The 23,047-nt window shown below is 34.2% G+C and carries 21 protein-coding genes; 15 read left to right on the forward strand and 6 right to left on the reverse strand.

Features of this window, described 5'->3' with window-relative positions:
- Positions 1 to 59: 59 nt before the first annotated feature.
- The 3 genes from RCJ96_RS11505 to RCJ96_RS11515 form a co-directional block, all read right to left on the reverse strand.
- Positions 60 to 695: a pentapeptide repeat-containing protein gene (locus tag RCJ96_RS11505; protein ID WP_000687264.1), complete on the reverse strand. Its 636-nt coding sequence runs from the start codon at positions 693 to 695 to the stop codon at positions 60 to 62.
- 281 nt (positions 696 to 976) lie between these two features.
- Positions 977 to 1,522: a hypothetical protein gene (locus RCJ96_RS11510; protein ID WP_074610964.1), complete on the reverse strand. Its 546-nt coding sequence runs from the start codon at positions 1,520 to 1,522 to the stop codon at positions 977 to 979.
- A 332-nt stretch (positions 1,523 to 1,854) separates the two neighbouring features.
- A complete protein-coding gene (locus tag RCJ96_RS11515; protein WP_074610965.1) occupies positions 1,855 to 2,424 on the reverse strand; it encodes a class I SAM-dependent methyltransferase in 570 nt (189 codons plus the stop codon).
- Between the two features lie 292 nt (positions 2,425 to 2,716).
- Between RCJ96_RS11515 and topB the strand changes: the two genes are divergently transcribed.
- The gene (gene topB, locus RCJ96_RS11520) at positions 2,717 to 4,861 is read left to right on the forward strand and encodes a DNA topoisomerase III (RefSeq protein WP_000766744.1); all 2,145 of its coding nucleotides are present in this window, start codon (positions 2,717 to 2,719) and stop codon (positions 4,859 to 4,861) included.
- Between the two features lie 204 nt (positions 4,862 to 5,065).
- Positions 5,066 to 6,313, forward strand: a complete 1,248-nt coding sequence (locus RCJ96_RS11525; protein WP_416503694.1) for a DUF4153 domain-containing protein — start codon at positions 5,066 to 5,068, stop codon at positions 6,311 to 6,313.
- A 126-nt stretch (positions 6,314 to 6,439) separates the two neighbouring features.
- Here the strand turns inward: RCJ96_RS11525 and RCJ96_RS11530 are convergent, their stop codons facing one another.
- Positions 6,440 to 7,405, reverse strand: a complete 966-nt coding sequence (locus RCJ96_RS11530) for an arsenic resistance protein (RefSeq protein ID WP_074610467.1) — start codon at positions 7,403 to 7,405, stop codon at positions 6,440 to 6,442.
- Between the two features lie 446 nt (positions 7,406 to 7,851).
- Between RCJ96_RS11530 and RCJ96_RS11535 the strand changes: the two genes are divergently transcribed.
- From RCJ96_RS11535 to RCJ96_RS11555, 5 genes are all read left to right on the forward strand, one after another.
- A complete protein-coding gene (locus RCJ96_RS11535; protein WP_000522508.1) occupies positions 7,852 to 8,544 on the forward strand; it encodes an FMN-dependent NADH-azoreductase in 693 nt (230 codons plus the stop codon).
- A gap of 239 nt (positions 8,545 to 8,783) precedes the next feature.
- Positions 8,784 to 10,142 (forward strand): branched-chain amino acid transport system II carrier protein, encoded by a 1,359-nt coding sequence (gene brnQ / locus RCJ96_RS11540; protein ID WP_000182722.1) that lies wholly within the window; start codon positions 8,784 to 8,786, stop codon positions 10,140 to 10,142.
- Positions 10,143 to 10,225: 83 nt separating this feature from the next.
- A complete protein-coding gene (locus RCJ96_RS11545) occupies positions 10,226 to 10,645 on the forward strand; it encodes a VOC family protein (RefSeq protein ID WP_000750834.1) in 420 nt (139 codons plus the stop codon).
- Between the two features lie 329 nt (positions 10,646 to 10,974).
- Entirely contained in the window at positions 10,975 to 12,624 is a 1,650-nt protein-coding gene (locus RCJ96_RS11550; RefSeq protein WP_416503696.1) for a copper resistance CopC/CopD family protein, read from the forward strand.
- Between the two features lie 89 nt (positions 12,625 to 12,713).
- Positions 12,714 to 13,334, forward strand: coding sequence for a YcnI family copper-binding membrane protein (locus tag RCJ96_RS11555; RefSeq protein WP_416503697.1), 621 nt, complete (start codon positions 12,714 to 12,716; stop codon positions 13,332 to 13,334).
- 52 nt (positions 13,335 to 13,386) lie between these two features.
- Here RCJ96_RS11555 and RCJ96_RS11560 read toward each other — a convergent pair whose 3' ends face one another.
- Entirely contained in the window at positions 13,387 to 14,292 is a 906-nt protein-coding gene (locus RCJ96_RS11560) for a DMT family transporter (RefSeq protein ID WP_270795686.1), read from the reverse strand.
- 97 nt (positions 14,293 to 14,389) lie between these two features.
- Between RCJ96_RS11560 and RCJ96_RS11565 the strand changes: the two genes are divergently transcribed.
- The 7 genes from RCJ96_RS11565 to RCJ96_RS11595 all read left to right on the forward strand — a co-directional run bounded on the left by RCJ96_RS11565 (position 14,390) and on the right by RCJ96_RS11595 (position 20,365).
- Positions 14,390 to 15,259, forward strand: coding sequence for a LysR family transcriptional regulator (locus tag RCJ96_RS11565; RefSeq protein WP_416503698.1), 870 nt, complete (start codon positions 14,390 to 14,392; stop codon positions 15,257 to 15,259).
- Between the two features lie 120 nt (positions 15,260 to 15,379).
- Complete coding sequence (locus RCJ96_RS11570; protein WP_000704088.1) at positions 15,380 to 15,811, forward strand: Rrf2 family transcriptional regulator; 432 nt, start codon at positions 15,380 to 15,382, stop codon at positions 15,809 to 15,811.
- A 71-nt stretch (positions 15,812 to 15,882) separates the two neighbouring features.
- Complete coding sequence (locus tag RCJ96_RS11575; RefSeq protein WP_000216673.1) at positions 15,883 to 16,533, forward strand: DsbA family oxidoreductase; 651 nt, start codon at positions 15,883 to 15,885, stop codon at positions 16,531 to 16,533.
- A gap of 57 nt (positions 16,534 to 16,590) precedes the next feature.
- A complete protein-coding gene (locus RCJ96_RS11580; protein ID WP_070805779.1) occupies positions 16,591 to 17,193 on the forward strand; it encodes a nitroreductase family protein in 603 nt (200 codons plus the stop codon).
- A 126-nt stretch (positions 17,194 to 17,319) separates the two neighbouring features.
- Entirely contained in the window at positions 17,320 to 17,451 is a 132-nt protein-coding gene (locus RCJ96_RS11585; protein WP_000997344.1) for a hypothetical protein, read from the forward strand.
- Between the two features lie 111 nt (positions 17,452 to 17,562).
- Positions 17,563 to 19,173, forward strand: coding sequence for an amidase family protein (locus RCJ96_RS11590; protein WP_416503701.1), 1,611 nt, complete (start codon positions 17,563 to 17,565; stop codon positions 19,171 to 19,173).
- Positions 19,174 to 19,351: 178 nt separating this feature from the next.
- Positions 19,352 to 20,365 (forward strand): AI-2E family transporter, encoded by a 1,014-nt coding sequence (locus RCJ96_RS11595; RefSeq protein ID WP_001006583.1) that lies wholly within the window; start codon positions 19,352 to 19,354, stop codon positions 20,363 to 20,365.
- 54 nt (positions 20,366 to 20,419) lie between these two features.
- On the opposite strand, the gene RCJ96_RS11600 is transcribed toward RCJ96_RS11595, so the two are convergent.
- A complete protein-coding gene (locus tag RCJ96_RS11600; protein ID WP_000715326.1) occupies positions 20,420 to 21,364 on the reverse strand; it encodes an L-lactate dehydrogenase in 945 nt (314 codons plus the stop codon).
- A 200-nt stretch (positions 21,365 to 21,564) separates the two neighbouring features.
- Here RCJ96_RS11600 and RCJ96_RS11605 point away from each other — a divergent pair, with 200 nt between their 5' ends.
- The gene (locus tag RCJ96_RS11605) at positions 21,565 to 23,001 is read left to right on the forward strand and encodes a flavin monoamine oxidase family protein (RefSeq protein WP_416503702.1); all 1,437 of its coding nucleotides are present in this window, start codon (positions 21,565 to 21,567) and stop codon (positions 22,999 to 23,001) included.
- The last annotated feature ends 46 nt before the right edge of the window (positions 23,002 to 23,047 follow it).

Raw genomic sequence — 23,047 nt, forward strand, 5'->3', positions numbered from 1 at the left:
AATCGTGGACAATTAAAAAATCCATGATTCGGGATAGGGTTCTTTTTATCTTCGAAATACTAATCTTTAATTATTAATCCTAATAAAGTCGCAAACTGAACAGCTTGATATGTAGATACTTTACATCCCCTTAAATCGCTCACTGAAACTGTCAGAGTATTAAAATTAGAAGAGCTAATATCGATCCCCTTCAGTGATGTCTGGTCAAAATTAGCTTCGTCAAGGCTACATAATTGGAATTCAACTTTTTTTAGTTTACAGTCAAAAAAATCTGCACTATTTAATGAAGTTTCATTAAATACAATCTTTTCTAGTTTAGAATTTCCAAATGCAGCTAAGTTCAAAATAGAATTCTCAAATTTAACATTTCCTAAGCTAGATTCTGTAAAATTAACCCCGATTAATTTACTGTTTTTAAATTCGACTCTGTGAACAGAAGAATTGCTTAAATTAACATTTGATAAATCACAGTTTTCAAAACAAACATCTGTAATATCAATATTGCTAAAGTCTGTATTCGTGAACTTACAATTCTTTATCACGGCATCATATAATCGTACTCTATCCACAGATTCATTTTCGAAAGTGGAATCGATAATTTCACACATTTCTAGTGTAGGATCTTCTTCATAAAAAATATCTTGAAAATTTTTTGAAGATAACTCTGGTGAAATTTTGGGTCTATCAATTTTCATGGTATATCAATCCTCTTCTATTTGATATATAAGTGTAATTTAGGTTTAGTGAATCCCCGAAAGGAACATTAGTTCTTATTATACACAATCATACGTTTTTTTGTGAAGAGGATTTTGGTTACCTTTTTCTAATTTAATAATCACAGTGTTATTGTTTCTTAAGAAATAAAGCCCTAATAAATAGGAGAACTGCTAATACATTCGTTACAGAGAAATCCTCTTGCATACCTAAAAGTATCGCTTCTTCTAAGGTTTCTGATTTAATAATTTTGTTTTAAGTGTTAGTGCATATGTTGTTTATACTCGTGTGAAGTTGAAGGAGTAAAATCGGGGAATGTTATGAATACCGAAACAATAATTACAACACTAATTGAAAGCACTAACAAAAAGCATCGGTGGATCACAGTAGAAAACCTTTCTGATAAAATTTGAATTATAAATGACATAGTAATCGTTATAGTAAATAAAAGGCTGATAAACAGTATACTATGAGCTTGTTGCGCATTTAGCATTTCTGTAATCATTGCTCCCATCATACTTGCCATTACCCCAGAGAACATTCCTTCTAAAGCAGTATATAGATGAAAACGTAGACCAACTAAAAAGCCGATACAACCACTAATTAAAATCGCAAGCAAAGTAGAATATAGCAATTCTCCTTTAAATAGAATACCTAAATAAAAACCTATACTTAAACCGATACTCATACTAAAAGACATAATAAATACCATATACTCCATTAGGGTACCCTTTCGTTTAGACATATATGATGTAATAAGAATCGAGATACAACAAAGCGTTAAGGCAGTTAACGTATAAGTAAACATCATGATACCTCCCTGTCCAATCATTCATTTCATCATATGTTCATATGGAGAGTACTTATGCTTATTTATATCTGCATATTATCTGCACAATTTAATAGAGGGGAGTTCGATATAATGTTCAAATATTGATGTGTGTTTTTAGTAGGAGAGGATCTATAAAAAACAGTACATTTCAATAACCATAGGTCATATTAGTTACAGAGGGAAAAGTAATGTTACTCTGAGAGAAATATATATAGTAAAAAATGAATAGAAAAGATGTTCGGCTTTTGAACGTCTTTTTTTGTGAATAAAAACGAAATAAGATAGCAAGCAGGGGAATGAAGCGGAGCTTAATTATTGGTTTTTCGAACAATAATAAGGTGGTCATAAGTTAAAACAATGTTGTATTCAGTGTTATTGCAAAGTTCATTTACAGCTTTGATGACTCCTGGGAATTGCTCAGTATAATCATGGAAAAGAATGAGTCCGTCATTTATAACGCGTGATACATAATGAGTGATGTCGTGTTTTACACTAGAATATTCATGATCACCATCAATAAATAATGCAGCAATAGATTTAGGACAATCATCGTAAGCTTGTGTACTAAACTTTTTTATTGGAATAACGAAATCTTGTAGACTATGGTAATTTATATTGAACTGAAATGAAGGATAATAATAATCAAGGAATGGATCAATAGCGTAGATTGGACGTTTCTTTTTGCTCATTAGAGAGCTTCCAAGTGCCAATGCAATGGTACTTTTTCCTTTATAGGAACCAATTTCAACTATATCGCCGTTTAAATGATCTACCATTGAAGGCAAATGCAATAGTGCAACTTGCTCATGCGGCGATAACCAGCCTTCGGTATGCTCTATAATTGCTAATAAGTCGTGTATACTTACAAGGTTTTTCATATTATCATCATCCTTTTCAAGTTTATAATAGCTTATGTTAATAGAAAAAAAGTGATATGGTTGTAGAGTTTAACTTTTGTACAATTGAATTCACATTTATGTTGTTTTAATTATAGGAGAAATAATATGTGAGTATCTCTATTGTGAACACATAAAGAATAAGCGTATAATATTATAGTTATCCCATTACTCGGGACAACCCGCGAATGATAAATAAGATTGTTGTTTTATCATCGCTTCTAAACAGATAGACAATGAAAGTAACAGTGGAATACAGATAGGGAGTTATAAAATGAAATTAATTATTGCCGAGAAACCAGATCAAGGTTTGGCTCTTGTTTCACAGTTTAAATATCGCCGGAAAGATGGATATTTAGAAGTAGAAGCGAATGAGTTATTTCCAAATGGAGCGTACTGTACATGGGCAATTGGTCATTTGACGCAGTTATGTAATCCAGAACATTATCACGCAGAGTGGAAAAAATGGTCACTTGATACGTTACCGATGATTCCTGAACGATTTCAATTTGAAGTAACAAAGTCGAAGTATAAACAATTTAACGTTGTGAAACAGCTGTTACATAATCCTCAGGTAACAGAAATTATTCATGCGGGCGATGCTGGGCGCGAAGGGGAATTAATTGTACGAAACATTATTAATCTTTGTAACGTACAAAAGCCGATGAAGCGTCTTTGGATTTCCTCTTTAACGAAGCAAGCTATTTACCAAGGATTTAAAAATTTGCTTGACGAATCAGATACAATCAATACGTACTATGAGGCGTATACAAGGTCATGTGCGGATTGGGTTGTTGGTATGAATGCATCGCGTGTGTTTAGTATTTTGTTAAAGAAAAAAGGAATGAATGATGTATTTTCAGCTGGTCGTGTACAAACACCGACACTCGCGTTAATCGTAAAGCGTGAAAAGGAAATAGAAAACTTTAAGTCAGAGCCGTTCTGGGAAGTGTTCGCAACCTTTAATATAGAAGGAAAGAAGTATGAGGGGAAATGGGAGAAGGATAGTGAATCCCGCTTAAAAGACCCTGATATGGCGAATAAAATTGCGGCATTTTGCCAAGGTAAACCGGCAGTAGTGAAGGAAATGAAAACGGAGCGTAAAGAATTTCAGCCGCCGCTTTTATTTAACTTATCATCATTGCAAGCAACGGCAAATAAAGCATTTAAATTCTCACCGAAAAAGACGCTTGATATAACGCAAGCACTATATCAAAAAGGAATTGTTTCTTATCCACGTTCAGATTCCAACTATGTTACACAAGGTGAAGCGGCAACATTCCCTGATATTTTACAGAAGTTAAGTCAGTTTGATGAATATAAAGGTTTATTACCAGCTCCGGTTGAATCGATTATGAATAATAAGCGTTATGTGAATGAAAAGAAAGTAACAGATCACTACGCCATTATTCCGACAGAGCAAGTTACAAACCCAAGCAGATTATCAGGTGATGAAAAGAAAATTTACGATATGATCGTAAGAAGACTTATAGCAGCTCATTATGAAGTTGCAATCTTTGACTATACAACAATTGTAACGCTTGTAGATGAACGTGCTGAATTTATTTCAAAAGGAAAACAGCAAATTCAAGAAGGCTGGCGTAAAGTTATTTTCCAAGACGATAAAGATGACGAAACCATTCTTCCAATTGTAGCTGAAGGTGAAGAAGGAAAAGTTGTAAAGGTAAAAGTGAAAGAGGGAAAAACACAACCACCGAAGCGTTATACAGAAGGACAACTTATTACGTTAATGAAAACAGCTGGTAAGTATTTAGAGAATGAAGAGCTTGAGAAAGTATTAAAGAAAACAGAAGGTTTAGGTACAGAAGCGACCCGTGCAGGTATTATTACGATGCTAAAAGACCGTAAATATATAGATGTGAAGAAGAACCAAGTGTATGCGACCGATAAAGGGAAAGTATTAATTACCGCAATCGGTGATAAAATACTAGCTTCACCAGAAATGACAGCGAAATGGGAGCAGCGCCTTGCAGAAATTGGTGAAGGCACGGCTTCACCAGCTACATTTATGGAACAAACGAAAAAGCTATCAGCTAAAATTATTGAAGATGCAGTGGAAATGTCTGAGAAGTGGGATTTCACCGGATTACATGTTGAATCGATTGAGCGAAAAGGATCGAAATTTACAACAGGTAAAAAGGTTGGAAGCTGTAAAAAATGTGACGGCGACGTAATTGATAAGTCAACGTTTTACGGTTGTTCTAACTACAACACAACGCAATGTGACTTTACCATCTCAAAGAAAATATTAAGTAAAACAATTTCACAAAAGAATATGACAAAGCTCTTAAAAGGTGAAAAGACCGATTTAATTAAAGGTTTTAAAAAGGGCGAGAAAACATTTGATGCGAAGTTAGAGTGGAAAGATAATAAGATTAATTTTGTGTTTGAGAATTAATTTGTTAAAAGAGCATGACATAAAACTGTCATGCTCTTTTGTTTTTCTTTTATATAAAATTTAACGATAAAAAAAAATCTTTAAATAATAATTTTTTATTGTAAAACGATAAAATTTGTATTAAAATCAAAATCATAATAAATGAGTGAGGTGCTTTTGTTAAAAGGTAACAACCTTATTTTTAAAATTAGAGGAGGTATAACTATGAACATTAACAATTTGATTGTTAAAAATATGGATAACCCCCATGAGTTGGAGAAGATGTATAGAAAAGATCCGAAAGCTTTTAAAAAAGCATTCTCACAAGCATGGGACCAAAACCCTGATTCTCAAGTTCTAGGTGCTTGGTATGAAAGGTTGCATTTCAAGGAGAAAGTAAATAAAGAAAAAACATCTTTGTTTCAAAAAGGTTTCTTATTCATGGGCCTTTTAGCTATTCTGGCCGGCATAAGCACCAGGATCATTTTCCACTTTGTTGAGCAGGAAGCAATTGCTCCAATTAACCTAGCTTTTGGTGTAATTCCCTTTATCGCTGCTTATTTTGTTTACAATAATACCCCGAAAAAAAGTATTATTTATTTCCTTGCAGCGTTGTTCCTAATTGCTGGGTTGTATCTTAATATGTTGCCATTAAATTATAAAGACAGCAGTATCCTTGCGTATTTACATCTTCCTATATTGTTATGGGTCTTATTGGGACTGGCATTTACAGGAAATGAATATTCAAAAGGTAATACAAGATTAGCTTATATTAAATTTAATTTGGAATATGCCCTTCTCTACGCTAGCATGGCAGTTAGCGGAATGATTCTAGCAGTATTCACCATGCGATTATTTAGCTTTGTTGACTTGGATATAGGAGAGTTCTATTTTAGTAATGTTGTTTTATTTGGAGCTGCCGCTCTCGCTGTAGTGGCTGCATACTTAGTATCATTGAATCTTAAACTTGCTAAAAATATTACACCATACATATCTAAAATTTTTAGTCCGCTTGTCTTGATTACATTGTTTATCTATCTAATAACGGTAGTTTGGGTCGGGAAAAATCCATTCTTGGACCGAAATTTCCTAATGGCCTTTAACGGAATACTCCTTGGTGTATTGGCTGTTACTATATTTTCTATCGTTGAGAGTGATTCAGATGAGAAAAAGAACATTTCAGACTATATAAATTTTGCCTTAATTGTTTTGGCGCTTATTATTGACACTGTCGCATTATCAGCCATTGTATTCAGACTTTCTTCTTACGGGATTACACCTAATAGACTTGCTGTTTTAGGGGTAAACATACTGATCTGGGCAAATTTAATTTGGATTATGTTTTCCTATATGTGTTTCTTGCAAAACAAATCAGGACCGACAGCTATCCAAGATGCCGTTACGAAGTATTTGCCAATTTACGGACTTTGGGCAGCTTTCGTTATATTTACGTTTCCTTTAATTTTTAATTAGAAAGGAACTGTTAATGTAACGACAAATTAATTCTTCTATAACGTATAAAATGCTTAGAGCCGATAATGATCGTTCATTATATAATTTCTCGACAATAAAAAACGTCCTATAGCAGGACGTTTTTTATTATGTATATTGCTGCTTCTTCTTAATAAGTAACAACACTTGTGAAACACAAGCAAGTACTGGCAGTTCAATTAACGGTCCAATAACGAGTGCAAGTGCAATAAGAGGCTCGTCAGGGAAAGCTGTCACAGCAATAGCAAGAGCAACAGGTGAGTTTCTTGCTAACGTTGTTAAGTTTAGACTTACTGTATCTTTATAAGATAAACGCATAACGTGCCCGATAAATTGTCCTAGTACAAAATTAATGATGAAGAACAATAGAACAGGAATGAGTAATAATAAAACGACATTCATATTTTGTAGTAAATATTTACCTTGTGATGCAAACATCGCTACGATTGCTAAACTTAAAAATACAATTTGGGCAGAGCTGAAAAACGGAATGAGTTTATTCTCGAGCGTTTCAGCTTTTTTCAGTTTATTCATAATGAATTTTGTAGCGTGTGCAAGTAAAAATGGTAAGACGATTACGATAACAATACTTTCTACTAAAACAGAAACCGCAACAGTCTTCATAACACCAGCGAATAAAAATAAATAAATGGGAAGTAGTAGTACTTGCAAAATTAAATTTACTGGTAAAATCGCTGTAGAAAGTGCTACATTACCTTTTGCTATTTCAGTAAAGATTAAGTACCAATCTGTACACGGAGTAACCATTAGCATAATAAATCCAACCCAAAGCGCAGGGTGATCTGAAAGAAATAGTGCTCCTAATCCCCAAGCGAGTAAAGGTGTCCATAAGAAGTTAATAGTAAGACTTGTTCCAGCAAATTTTAAATTGCGAAATCCATTTTTTATTTCTTTTAATGGGATGCTGAGGAATAATCCATATAGCATGAAAAATAAGAAGGGGACAATAAATCGCTCTGAATACATATGTATGAAATTAAATTGCCCGAGTATGATGCCGCATGTAACAGCAAAAAGAATAATAAAAGTTTGAATCTTTTCTATCGTGCTCATGAATGAATCCTTTCTAAATATGAATTTTCCTCTCTAATTTTATTATACAAGTAATAAGGCTGTAATTTGGTGTTCAATTGTATTTTAGTAAATGTTTTTAATTTGAGATTTATTTTTTTATTAAAAGTTACTTGACTAAAGTAAGTTACTATATTACAATCACTTACATAAGGTAATTAAATAACAAAAAGTTTTAATTAACTTTCCTTAAGGTATCAATTGGAACTTTTTATCCGACTTTAATGGGCAGTAAGACCCCCGCCTCAAAATTCAGCGAAAGCAAAGAAGTTGGGTGGGGGATCAACTGCCTATAAAAGTCCGATTGGTTCAACTAATAATCAGTGGGGGATGAAGAAAACCCCCACTGATTAAAGTTTCACTTTATTAGAATAAGAATTTTTATGATGATGAATAATGAATATGATAAGAAAGTTTAGGTGAAGAAAATGGGATTATTTAGCTCGTTATTTGGTAAAAAAGAAGAAAATCAAAAAGTAGAGGAGAATAAAACAATGTCAAAAGTATTATTTGTAAAAGCAAACGATCGCCCAGCGGAGCAAGCAGTTAGTTCAAAAATGTATGAAACATTTGTAAGTACTTATAAAGAAGCAAATCCGAATACAGAAATTACAGAGTTAGATTTATTTGCATTAGATCTTCCTTATTACGGAAATATTGCTATTTCAGGTGGATACAAACGTAGTCAAGGTATGGAATTAACAGCAGAAGAAGAGAAGGCAGTTGCTACAGTAGATCAATATTTAAATCAGTTTTTAGAAGCTGATAAAGTTGTATTTGCATTCCCATTATGGAACTTTACTGTACCAGCACCATTAATCACATATATTTCATACTTATCTCAAGCTGGAAAAACGTTTAAATATACAGCTAATGGCCCAGAAGGTTTAGCTGGTGGTAAGAAAGTAGTTGTGTTAGGTGCTCGTGGTTCAGATTACTCTTCAGAACAAATGGCTCCTATGGAAATGGCAGTTAATTACGTAACAACTGTACTTGGATTCTGGGGAATTACAAATCCAGAGACTGTTGTAATTGAAGGGCACAACCAATATCCAGATCGCTCACAACAAATTGTTGAAGAAGGTCTAGAGAACGTTAAGAAAGTAGCGGCGAAATTTTAATTAATTGATAGTAAAAATGGAAAAACCAACATGGATGACCATGTTGGTTTTTTAGTCTATTTCTATGTTAAAAAATGTATATTTATAAAATGAATGAAAAGTTTGAAAATAGTATTGCAAAATATTATATATCAAACTATAATGAGTTCAAGAATAGTTGATGATCGAATTAAATATTCAGAAAATTCAATTAGTTAAAATTGGAAATGATATAGGTTATTTTGAATGGAGGTTATATTATGACGAATAAAGTACCGTTTTCGTTCATAGTTGTTATTGGTTTAATGTTATTTGCACTATTTTTTGGGGCAGGAAATTTAATATTCCCAGCAATGCTTGGTCAATCGGCAGGAGAGAATGTGTGGATTGCTAACGCTGGATTTTTAGTAACAGGTGTAGGTTTACCGTTGCTAGGGGTATTAGCATTTGGAATTTCAGGTAAAGAAGATTTACAATCGTTAGCAAGTCGTGTACATCCAGTGTTCGGCATTGTATTTACGACAGTTTTATATTTAGCGATTGGTCCACTATTTGCTATTCCGAGAACAGGCAGCGTTTCTTATGAAATTGGTATGAAGCCTTTTGTACCAGAAGCTATGGGTTCTTCAGCACTCATTCTTTTTACAATTATATTCTTTAGCATTACTTGTTTTTTTTCGCTAAATCCCGCGAAAATTGTCGATATTGTAGGAAAAATCTTAACGCCAATTAAATTAACGTTTATTGGGATTTTAGTAGTATTTGCTTTTATTCATCCAATGGGAGAAATGCAAGCACCTGCAGAGGCATATACATCACATGCGTTCTTTAAAGGGTTCCAAGAAGGTTACTTAACAATGGATACGTTAGCATCATTCGTATTCGGTATTATTATCATCAATGCGATTAAAGAAAAGGGCGCAAAAACAAAAAAAGACATTATGATTGTTTGTGCAAAAGCAACATTGATTGCTGCATCTATTTTAGCAATGATCTATTCAGCACTTTCATTTATGGGAGCTTCAAGTGTCGCAAAACTTGGTCATTTAGATAATGGTGGTGCAGTATTAGCAAAAGTTTCAAACTATTATTTTGGGTCATACGGCGGAATTATATTAGGGATTATGGTTACAGCAGCATGTTTAACGACTAGTGTAGGACTTGTTTCAGCGTGTTCTTCATTCTTCCATAAACTATTCCCGAATGTTTCGTATAAAAAGATAGCAATCATCTTATCAGTGTTCAGTGCAGTTGTTGCGAATGTAGGTTTAACGCAATTAATTGCAATTTCTGTTCCTGTATTAATCGCGATTTATCCATTAGCAATCGTCTTAATTTTCCTAACGCTCCTTCATCCATTGTTTAAAGGACGAGCAGAAGTGTATCAAGGTAGTTTATTAATTACATTTATTGTAAGTGTGTTCGATGGATTGAATGCAGCTGGTATGAAGTTAGCAGTAGTAAATGATTTTCTTACTAAAATACTTCCAATGCATGAAGTTGGATTAGGGTGGATTTTACCAGCACTTATTGGCGGATTGATCGGGTACGTCATTAGCATTGTGAAAGCAAAAAATCAAGTTCAACCAGCAGCTAGTGTGGATAAGAAAATAGGTTAAATAAAAAAGTTATAGAACTTGTTTCTATAACTTTTTTTGTTACTATTAATAATAAGAGAAAATAAAGTAGTAGGGGAAATAAAATGAAAAAAACAATTGATCACATCGGCATCGCAGTGCGCGATATAGATAGTACGATAAGATTTTATGAAAAGGTATTGTTAGGAACATTAATAGATCGTTACGTAAGTGAGGCACCTGGTGTTGAAAGCGAAGTAGCCATTCTTGAAGTGGATGGAGATAGAATTGAATTACTTGCGCCTACGAATAATACGACGTCACCAATTGCCAGATTCATTAAACAAAAAGGTAAAGGTGTACATCATGTGGCATATCGTGTCGATGATTTAGATGTGGCCCTAGAAGAGCTAAAAGAACAAGGTATTCGAACCTTAGAGCATACACTTCGAATGAATAAACATGGCAGAAGATTAATCTATCTTAACCCAGCGGATACAGAGGGAACAATCATAGAGTATTGTGATTATCCGGAAGAGAAATAGAAAAAAGATATTTTTAAAAAGATGTTACGTAATAAAGTAACATCTTTTTATTTATGTATTTCACATTTTCTTCACAAATGATTCACGATAACTTTTCTTCTTCAGGAACTTACATAAATATATTTTATGATATAATAACAATCGACTTTAAAAATGTAAGTTGTATCTATACAGGTAGTTACTATTTTATTAGAAGTTTAGAGGTGAGAGAGAAATAAAGAGTTATACTGTATAGAAATTTATATTTAATTAGGTTAATATTTCGCCCGAGAATTAAACTTAGGAAGTTAAAGGCATGAAAATAGAGCGATGAGTAAGAAAGAAGTGAAATGATTGTGAAAGTAATGAGAAGGGTAGGGACATGGCTATTACTTGCATGTGTGCTTATTATATTGATACCGAAAAGTGCATCTGCTCATGCGTACGTTGTGAAATCAAACCCTACTGAAAATGAAACATTGAAGAAAGCACCGTCTGTTGTGAAAATCGAGTTCGATGAGGACATACAAGTTTCAAGTTTTAATACATTGTACGTGAGAGATACATCAGGTACAAGAGTAGATTTAAAAGATGCTCATATTGATAAGAAAAACAAAAAGTTATTAGAAGCAGGGTTAAAAGAAAATTTAAAAAACGGTCTGTACTCTATTCAGTGGAAAGTGATTTCAGCTGATGGCCATCCAATTCAAGGGGTTATTCCATTCCGTATTGGATTAGCAGAAGTGGAAGCAGACGGTATACAAGTGGAAGAGATGGGTTACGTCCCACAAATCGATATGATTATGGAACGTGGAATTTTATATACAAGTTTCTCATTATTTATAGGCGTGCTATTCTTTAATCTTATTATGTATAAAGGGAATGCAACTTCGGTCCGATCAAGGAGTAAGAACATAATATGGATCTCCTTATTTGGTATATTGATTAGCTTGTTATTTAATCTACCATTGCAAGCGAAAATAAATGCGGATGTTTCATGGCTAGAAGCATTCAATCCTTTACTATTAAAAGAAACGTTACAGCTTTCTGTTTTTAGTTATGTATGGATTACTCAAATGGCTCTAATTAGTTCGCTTATAATCGTTACGTATTTTGCGATGAAGCGTGAGAAGCTTTCGTCGTTTAAAGTGTGGAGTATTCCAATAGTATTGTTTATCGGGATACTTGTTATGAAAGCATGTAATAGTCACGCATATGGTTTAAAGTTTAAAGACATTGCTATTGTTATGGATTTTTTACATTTATTCGCAGCTTCATTATGGATTGGTGGTTTATCGTCCATTATTCTTCTGTTACGTAATGAGGATAACAAGTGGAATATGTATTGGGATACGATTAAGCGTTTTTCACCGTGGGCAACATGTGCTGTCATTGTGATTTTCATAACAGGTCTTTTTAACAGTACATTTTTTATTCCAACAATCCACTCGTTATTTGATACGAAGTATGGATTAGCTTTACTAGCAAAGATACTTTTATTCGTTTTCATGGGGATATTGGGAATTATTCATTATGTGAAAGGGAAAATGAGAGCGGAGCAAGGATTAGGTGCTACGGTGAAGGTAGAGTTTATCATTGGAATTATCATTTTCGTAATCGTAGCTTTTATGACAAATGTACAAACACCACCGATGCCTCCTACTGGACCTTTTACAGAGAGTAAACAATTAGATAATGGATATGAAATGACGCTAAATGTAAGTCCTAATAAAGTAGGACAAAATATATTCCATATTACTTTAAAGGATGAGAACGGACAACCTGTTACTAATATGGAACAAATTATATTAACGACTCAATCGCTAGATATGAATATGGGAAAAGGATCATTTAAAGTTTCGGCAGTTTCACCGGGAGAATATGAAGCAGAAGGTATGTATATTAACATGACAGGCAACTGGAATATACAAGTACATGGATTAACGAAGTCGCTTGATAACTTTGATACGGATTATAAATTTATTGTAGGTGGCAGATAAAGTGAAACTTTAAGCAGCTCTCATCAATTGGGCTACCCGGCAAATAGCGGGATAAAGAGTAGGTATAGATAAAAAGGAGCTAATAGAAAATGAAACGTATAAAAAAATTAGGAACAACAATGATCGCAACAGTAATTGCAATGGGAATTTTTTCGTTACCTGTTAGTGCGCACGTAACTGTAAAGCCAGCAACTTCTGACGTCGGCTCTTGGGAGACTTACACGATAAAAGTACCAGTTGAAAAGAATATAGCAACAACAAAAGTTACACTGAAAATGCCGTCTGGAGTAGAGTTCCAACAGTATGAACCAGTGCCAGGATGGAAAGTGGAAGAGCAAAAAGATAATGCTGGAAAAGTGAAAACTGTAGTATGGGAAGCAACGGGAGATGGGATTTTACCTGGTCAGTTCCAGCGATTTACTTTTGTCGCTAAAAATCCGGATAAAGAGCAAAAAATAGCTTGGGATGCATATCAACAATATAAAGACGGAGAAATTGTGGAATGGACGGGCGATGAAAAAGCTGAAAAACCACATTCACTTACAACAATTGCAAAAGGTACGTCATTAACAGGAGAACATGGTGAAGTGTCTAGTGTAGAAAAGAATGAAGGTACTAGTAATATGCAATTGATAGCAATTGTTTTATCTATTTTAGCGATTGTATCTTCGGTAGGTACGTGTGTTTTTATGGTACGTCGTAAAAAATAAGTAATAATGATAAGAAGGAGCCTACAATCAGTAGGCTCCTTCTTATGTTAATTTACTTCACTTCAACCCGCTGCCCTACAGCAAGTGTTTTCGGCTTTATATTTACGAAACAAATACTCACCACAATAAATAATAGTCCGATGAATAAGCTAATAGTAATGGCCTCATGTAAGAAAATTGAACTTACAATAATAGCGATTAGTGGAATAAGAAATGTATAAGCCCCAACTTTACTTGCTTCACCAGCTCCAACAAGAGTAAAGTATGCCAGCCATCCCATTGCAATAACGAAGAATGAAATAAAGAGTAGTACGCTAACAAATGGTATACTCCAAGCGATACTAGACCAGCTTTCAAACTCTGAACCAAATCCAATTAAGCAAAGTCCACCAATAATGAGCTGAAGTGTTACCATCCAAATGGAATTAACGCGGTGCCCAGTCTTTTTAATAAATACTGTTCCAAGTGCCCAGCCAATCGCGCATCCTATCGCGAGAAGGATTCCGATAATAGAAATATGTCCAGTTAAACTACTAGAGCTAATCACACCTACGCCAATAAATCCAAGAACAAGCCCGAAAATTTTTAACCCGTACATAGATTCTTCAAGCCAAATCCATGAGAAAATGCCGAGTAAAACTGGTTGTAGAAATACGATGGCGGAAAATAGCCCAGCAGGCATATATTGAAGTCCGACAGTTTGTAATCCGTAAAATATAATGATGTTAAGTAAAGAAGAAATAACGTATAAATGCCAAGTTTCTTTTAAGTGTAACTCTTTGTATTTCGGTAATGCGAAAAGGAGTAAAATGAATCCTCCAATTAAAGTTCGAACGCCTGCAAATAAAACGGGTGGTGTATAATGCAGGGCAAACTTAGATAAAGGCCAATTGATTCCCCACATAAAAACGAGAAAGGTAAGGATGATGGCCGTCTTAGTTCGAGAAAGCTGTGTCACGGTAAGACCTCCTTGTTGTTATTCATTTCACTATGATATGATATCGACTGTAATAAATAAAATGAATCTTTTTTATAAGGAGTATAAGTGATTAGTTATGACCATTACACAACTGCAAGTATTAATAAAAACTGTTGAGTTAGGTAGTTTTACGAAGGCTGCCAGAGTGTTAAACATGACGCAGCCAGCAGTCAGTCATGCCATTTCAAGTATTGAGTTAGAGTTAGGAGTTACGATTCTTATACGTGATAAACGAAAAGGGCTAATTGTTACGGATGTAGGAAACAGAATTCTTGTACATATTAGAGAGATTTTGAACGGTGTAGAGAAGATTGAACAAGAAGTTGCGATGGAGAAAGGACACGAAGTGGGGACGATTCGAATTGGGAGTTTTCCGAGTGCTTCGGCACATTTCTTACCGAAAATGATAAACCATTTTAAGGAGAAGTATCCGAACTTAGAGGTCGTTCTTTGTGAAGGAACAATTAAAGAAGTTGAAGATTGGTTAATATCGAGGGTTGTTGATATAGGAATTGTTATTTTGCCTAATAAAGAGATGGAGATAGTCCCATTAACGAAGGGAAAAATGGTTGCTATCTTAAGAGAGGATCATCCTCTTTGTAAGAAAGACTCTATTACAATTAGTGATTTAGAGAATGAACCGATCATATTATGTAAGGGCGGATACGAACCACCCATTATTGATATGTTTAAACAAGCCAACGTACCACTTCGGGCTGAGTATGTAATTTCGACCGTTACTACCGCTTTAAATATGATTCAAGAAGGGCTAGGTATTGCAATATTAGCTGAATTATCTTTAATGAATTTACCACAGAATGTGCAAACGAGAGAATTGGAACCGCAAGTATGGAGAGAAATTGCTTTAGCTGTTCCTTCATTAAAGGATTCTTCAATCGCTGTACAGCTATTTATTGAAGAATTTCAGGCGCTATTTGCAGAATAAAAAGGGGTGTCTCATATATCATAATGGGGCACTTTTTAATTTACTTATAAAAAATCTATGAAAAGGATTGACTTATTTTTTAGTTGTAACTATAATGATTACATCGAGGTGGTGATTACGATGAAAATTAGTAGCCGCTTTTCCATAGCTGTTCATATTTTATCTATTTTGAAAAACAATCCATCTTCACTTTGTACTTCAGACTATATGGCTGAGAGTGTCAATACAAATCCAGTAGTCATTCGTAAAATGATGTCGTACTTGAAACAAGCTGGCTTTGTTTACGTAAATCGTGGACCGGGTGGCGCGGGATTACTAAAGGATTTACATGAAATCACATTGTTAGATGTGTATCATGCAGTGAACGTAGTCGAAGAAGACAAGCTATTTCATATTCACGAGCAACCGAATCCAGATTGTCCAATTGGGGCGAATATTCAAGCGGTGTTAGAAATTATTTTAATTCAAGCACAATCCGCGATGGAAGAAGTTTTGAGAAATATTACGATGGGGCAGCTGTTTGAAACTTTGCAAGAAAAAATGAATGCTTAAATCATATTTATATTTTTTTAATATTAATGTAACTTATATGGTTACAACTATAAAGGTAAGGTGTAAAAGTTATGACTGTAAAAATGAAAGTATACTCAGATTTTATATGTCCATTTTGTTTTTTAGCAAAAGGTCCATTAGATGAAGTAGCGAAAGAAAAAGATGTAGAAATTGAATGGATGCCATTTGAATTACGTCCAAGTCCATATTCAAAAATAGATCCATGGAATGAGCCAGAAAAATTAGGTTCATGGGATGCTTTCATTCTTCCGACAGCGAAGAAGTTAGGAATTGATATGCGTTTGCCACGTGTTTCTCCGCATCCATATACACATTTAGCTTTCGAAGGGTGTCAATTTGCGAAAGAACGTGGACTAGGTAATGAGTATCATCACCGCGTATTCACAGCATTTTTCCAAGAAGAGCAAAACATTGAAGATATTGATGTGTTAACAAAATTAGCGGTAGAAGTAGGACTTCCTGAGGCGGAATTTAAAGATGCTTTAGTAACTCGTAAATATAAAGAAAAGCATCAAGAAGCAATTCAGCATGCATATGATGAAGCGAATATTATGGCTGTTCCAACTGTCATGATTGGAGATGAAGTCATTCAAGGGCTTGCTAGTAAAGAAACACTAGAAAGGGTCATTGATAAAGAAATTGAAAAGGATAAAACAAATTCATTTGAAGGTATGCAATGTAATACCGATGGATATTGCTAATTCGCTTGTTATGAAATAACAAAATAAATTATAAAACAAACATTTGGAGGAATTAAAATGTCAACAACTACAACAAACTTAAAAGAAGCAATCGTGAACCGCCGTTCCATTCGTAAAGTAACAAAAAATGATGCAATTACGAAAGAAAGAATTGAAGAAGTGCTAAAAACAGCTTTACACGCACCAACATCTTTCAATATGCAAAGTGGCCGTATGGTCGTATTAATGGATGGAGAACATGAAAAGTTTTGGGATATTGTAAAAGAAACATTAAGAGCCCGCGTACCAGCAGAAAACTTTGAAGCGACTGTAGAAAGACTAAAAGGTTTTCATGCAGGTGTAGGGACTGTACTATTCTTTGAGGATCAAGCAACTGTAGAAAAAATGCAAGAAAACGCACCATTATATAAAGATCAGTTCCCATTCTGGTCTCATCAAGGAAATGCAATGTTACAACATACTGTGTGGATGTTATTATCTGCTGAAGGAATTGGGGCATCATTACAACATTACAACCCAATCGTAGATGCTGAAGTGAAAGAAACTTGGAACATTCCAGCAGAGTGGAGCTTAGTAGGTCAAATGCCATTTGGTGAACCAAACGAACAACCAGCAGAAAGAACGTTCTTGCCTACTGAAGATGTAGTGAAATTTTATTAAGAAATATAATATGTAACGAGAAGGAAGTTGTGCTTAAAAACAGCTTCCTTTTTTGTAGTGGTGTTAATTTATGCGCGTTTAGGGAAGAAATATAAGAAATAATCCGGTGAGAAGGGAAGTAGAAAAATGAATGATGAGAAAAAATATACAGTGGTAGGTACTGATGTTGAGGAAGTAAAGCGTTTAAATAAAAATTCAGGGTTAACGTATAATCAAGTGAAAGAAATGTTAGCAAAGCAAATGCAAAAAAAGAAGTAATTAGATTGAAATCTTTCATTTTTTCATTTAGCATTTTGATTGGAGAGAGTTAAGTAAAAGGTAACTCTCTTTTTCGTATAAAGAAGCACCTTATAGAGTGGAGGAAGCAACATGAAGAAATGGGTGAAGGTAACGCTGTCTATCGCTGGAGGCATAGTCTTAGTAGCATGTGCCGGCGGATATTACGTGTATAAAAATTATTTTCCAAAGGAACCTGAGCGTATTGTATATGATAAAGAAAGAGTGCTACAACCGATACATAATCAGCTTAAAGGAATCAATATAGAAAATGTAAAGATAAAAGAAAAAGAAGTTGTAAATGCGACTGTAGATGAGCTTCAAAAAATGATTGATGATGGAAAATTGTCATATGAAGAATTAACGAGTATTTATCTCTTTAGAATACAAGAACATGATCAAAATGGAATAACATTAAATTCTGTTACAGAGATAAATCCTAATGCGATGGAAGAAGCAAGAAAGTTAGATCAAGAGCGAAGTAGAAACAAAAAGTCGAATTTATATGGTATTCCTGTCGTTGTAAAAGATAATGTACAAACGGCAAAAGTGATGCCGACTAGTGCAGGAACGTATGTGTTAAAAGATTGGATTGCAGATGAGGATGCGACGATTGTGAAAAAGTTGAAAGAAGAAGGTGCTTTTGTTTTAGGAAAAGCGAATATGTCTGAGTGGGCAAATTATTTATCCTTTACAATGCCTAGCGGATATAGCGGGAAAAAAGGACAAAATTTGAATCCGTATGGTCCGATTACGTTTGATACATCAGGATCAAGCTCTGGATCTGCTACAGTAGTTACAGCAGATTTTGCACCGCTTGCAGTCGGAACAGAAACGACAGGATCGATTGTAGCACCCGCAGCGCAGCAATCAGTAGTTGGGTTACGTCCATCTTTAGGTATGGTAAGTAGAACAGGAATTATTCCGTTAGCTGAAACGCTTGATACAGCAGGGCCGATGGCAAGAACGGTAAAGGATGCGGCAACGTTATTTAACATAATGGTAAGTTATGATGAAAAAGATGCTATGACAGAAAAAATGAAAGATAAAGAAAGAATGGATTATACGAAGGACTTATCAATAGACGGTTTGAAAGGGAAAAAAGTAGGAGTACTATTTTCAATAGATCGACAAGATGACAATAGAAAAGAAGTAGCACAAAAGATAAGAAAAGACCTTCAAGATGCAGGTGCAACATTGACTGATGATATTCAGTTAAACGCTGAGGGTGTAGATAATCTACAAACATTAGAATATGAATTCAAACATAATGTTAACGATTTTCTTTCAAAGCAAAAGAATGTACCGGTAAAATCGTTAAAAGAGATTATAGCGTTTAATAAAAGAGATAGTAATAGACGAATAAAATACGGACAAACATTAATTGAGGGATCTGAAAAATCTGCTATAACGAAAGATGAGTTTGAAAAAGTAGTGCAAACGAGTCAAGAAAATGCAAGAAAAGAGCTAGATAGATATTTAGTAGAAAAAGGTTTGGATGCTCTAGTTATGATTAATAACGATGAAGTTCTTCTATCCGCTGTAGCTGGTTATCCGGAATTAGCGGTTCCTGCTGGATATGATAAAAATGGAGAACCAATCGGTGTAGTGTTTGTAGGGAAACAGTTTGGTGAAAAAGAGCTTTTCAATATTGGATATGCGTATGAGCAGCAGTCTAAAAATAGAAAATCACCTAAATTGTAAAAGGTTAAACGAAAAAAAGAGCTCAACTGAAGTAAGTAGGTGAGCTAATATAAATAGAATCTAACAATATAAAAAGAAAAAAAGGATTCTTTCTAATTAGTAAGAAAGATTGTCTATAGAAGTTCATAAAATGTAATATATTCAATTTCCATCCATTGAAGGGGGAGGTTAAATCTTAATGAATGAAGTGAAAAATTTTTTTCGAAGTAGAGGGTTTCAACGGTTTCTCGTTTTAATAATAGTAGCGCTTGTATTATATGGATTAAAAAGTATGATCAATTTAATATTAATTACGTTTATACTGACATTTTTAATGGATCGATTTCAACGTTTTATTTCAAAGAAATTGAAAGTGAACCGGAAAATTGTTATCGCCTGTTTGTATATCATATTAGTTTCCTTTATTGGCACGACATTGTATAAATATTTACCTGTGTTAACGATACAAATTTCGCAATTGATTTATCAATTTAAATTGTTTTTTCAAAACCCGCCTGATAATGAAATCATTAAATATGCACTTTCGACAATTAACGGAATGGAAGTATCAAAGTATATAGAACAAGGTGTAGATGTCATCTATCAATCAATAGCAAATATAGGGAAGGTAAGTTTACAAATATTATTGTCTCTCATATTAAGCTTATTTTTCTTATTAGAAAAAGAGCGTATTATTACCTTTACTTCTAAATTTAAAGAGAGTAAGCTAAAGATTTTTTATGAGGAGATTGCATATTTTGGCGAAAGGTTTGCAAGATCGTTCGGTAAAGTAATTGAAGCACAGTTTTTAATTGCGGTTGTAAATTGTATTCTTACTGTTATTGCATTAATTGTTTTAGGATTTCCGCAGCTTCTCGTATTAGCTGTTATGATTTTTCTACTAGGGTTGATTCCAGTTGCAGGTGTGATTATTTCTTTATTTCCACTTTGTATCATTGCTTATAACGTAGGCGGAGTTATATACGTTGTGTACATACTTGTGTTCATTACAGTCATCCATGCTCTTGAAAGTTATTTTTTAAACCCGAAGTTTATGTCTGCGAAAACAAATTTACCAATCTTTTATACATTTATGATTCTCATTTTTTCAGAACATTTCCTTGGAATATGGGGGCTTATTATCGGGATACCAATCTTCATCTTTTTATTAGATGTACTTGATGTAAATAATGAGGAATCGATTAAAAAATAGAAAATAAACAAAAAGCAATCCAAAATAAATTGGATTGCTTTTTCACATATATGATTAAAGAACAGGAGCCATTGTTTCTTTCAACACTTGAACAGAGTGATCGAATTTTAATTCTTCGTCTTCACTTAATTCTACTTCTAAAATTTCACGAACACCGCCGCGATTTAAAACAGCAGGTACACCGATATACACATCTTTTTGACCGTATTGACCTTCTAAATATGCCGAAACAGTTAATACACTATTTTCGTCGTTTAAAATTGCCTTAGTAACGCGTAGAAGTGACATACCGATACCATAGTATGTTGCGCCTTTTCGTTCAATAATATGGTAAGCTGCATCACGAACGTTTATGAAGATTTTGTCTAAATCTTCTTGATTATACGTATTGTCTTTTTCAAGCAGTGTTTGTAGTTTTTGAATACCAACTGATACGTGACTCCAAACAGGAAGTTCCGTATCACCATGTTCTCCGATAATATAAGCATGAATGTTGTGTGGACCAATATTGAAGTACTCACCTAACATATAGCGGAAACGAGCAGAATCAAGTGTTGTGCCAGAACCAATTACGCGTTCTTTCGGTAAACCAGATTCTTTCCAAGTTACGTAAGTTAAAATATCGACAGGGTTAGTTGCGATTAAGAAGATACCATCAAATCCGCTATCCATAATACTGCGCACGATTTGTTTAAAGATTTTTGCATTTTTCTCAACTAAATCTAAACGTGTTTCACCTGGCTTTTGTGGTAATCCAGCCGTAATGACTACAAGGTCAGCATCTTTACAATCTTCGTAGCTACCTTTCCATACTCTAGTTGGAGCCGGAGCAAATGGAACGGCATGACTTAAATCCATTGCTTCTCCTTCAGCCTTTGCTTCGTTTACATCAACTAAAACAAATTCTTCAGCTACAGCTTGGTTAATCATGCAGTAAGCATAACTACATCCAACTGCTCCTGTTCCTACTAATACAACACGGTTAATCCCTTTTTTCATTTCAAAATTCCTCGCAATTTCATTGATTTTATTATGTAAGATAATACGTCTTACTTCTATAGATTCATATCTAGTTTATTACATTTTATAAAAGATATTCAAGTAATTGAAAATGTATCCGTGCAATTCTTTGCATGAAACATAGGAAGTAAGTGAACCGAATATAATTCAGTAAAATCCTTTGTAAAAGGGGAAATGGCATGGGGAACCCATTAGCAATGGAAGAAATGCTTCATATTATTCATGCAGGGCTTGTTAAAAAGAATAGCCCAAAACGAATTACGATTGCCGGTGCAGGGATTTCTGGATTAGTTGCAGGTTCTTTATTAAAAGAGGCTGGGCATGAAGTAACGATTATAGAAGCAAATAACAGAATAGGTGGCAGGGTGTATACGATTCGGGAGCCATTTAATGTGGGTTTATATTTTAATGCTGGACCGATGAGAATCCCTGATACCCATAAGTTAACCTTAGCGTATATTCATAAATTTAAACTACCTTTAAACCTTTTTATAAATAAAACTTTTGCAGATATCATTTATACGAATAACATTCAAACGAGATTGAATGTGTTTGAAAATGATCCAAGTGTACTTGAATATCCGGTTTTGGATAAAGAAAGAGGAAAAACGGCAGAAGAGCTAATGCTTGAGGTATTAGAACCAATACTAAATTATATTAAGAAGGATCCTGATAAAAATTGGCTTATCATTGAAAAAAAGTATAAAACGTATTCGCTTGGTTCATTTTTAATGGAGTATTATTCAGATGGTGCAATAGATATGATTGGGGTACTTCTTGATATGGAAGCTTATATGGGAATGTCTTTAATTGAAGTATTACGTGAAATGATTTTCTTTACTTCAACGACGAAATATTATGAGATAACAGGCGGAATGGATGCATTACCAAATTCATTTTTACCAGATTTAAAAGATAATATTTTTATGCCGTATAAAGTAGAAAAAATTATACAGGAAGATAATAAGGTAATGATGCAAGTAACAAATGAACAAAAGTTACATTCGTTTATGGTAACAGGCGATATTGCTATTGTCACAATTCCATTTTCAGCGTTACGATTTGTAGAAGTTCAGCCATACTATTTATTCTCTTATTTTAAAAGACGTGCAATTCGTGAATTAAATTATATTGCTGCAACGAAAATTGCGATAGAGTTTAAAAGTAGATTTTGGGAGAAAGCGGGACAGTGTGGTGGTAAATCTATTACTGATTTACCAATACGGTTTACATACTATCCGAGTTATAGTATTCATACTCCAGGACCAGCTATCGTTATAGCAAGTTATACGTGGGCAGATGAGGCGTTAACATGGGATAGTTTACCGGATAGAGAACGCATTCGTTATGCATTAAAAAATTTAGCGGAAATATACGGTGACATCGTCTATAGTGAGTTTGTTACAGGGGCATCTTTTAGCTGGAGTCAAAATCCGTATTCTTGCGGTGCATTTACAGCGTTCGAACCGGGCCAAGAACTCGAGTTATTTCCGTATATTACGCCACCATCTGGGAAAGTACATTTTGCAGGAGAGCATACGACATTAACACATGGATGGATGCAAGGAGCAATAGAGTCTGGAATTCGAGTTGCATATGAAGTAAATGAACAGTGAAGATATATTTACAAATCACGACTCTTTTAATAAAATAATAAATATA

The sequence above is a fragment of the Bacillus sp. BSL6 genome, from assembly GCF_052928345.1.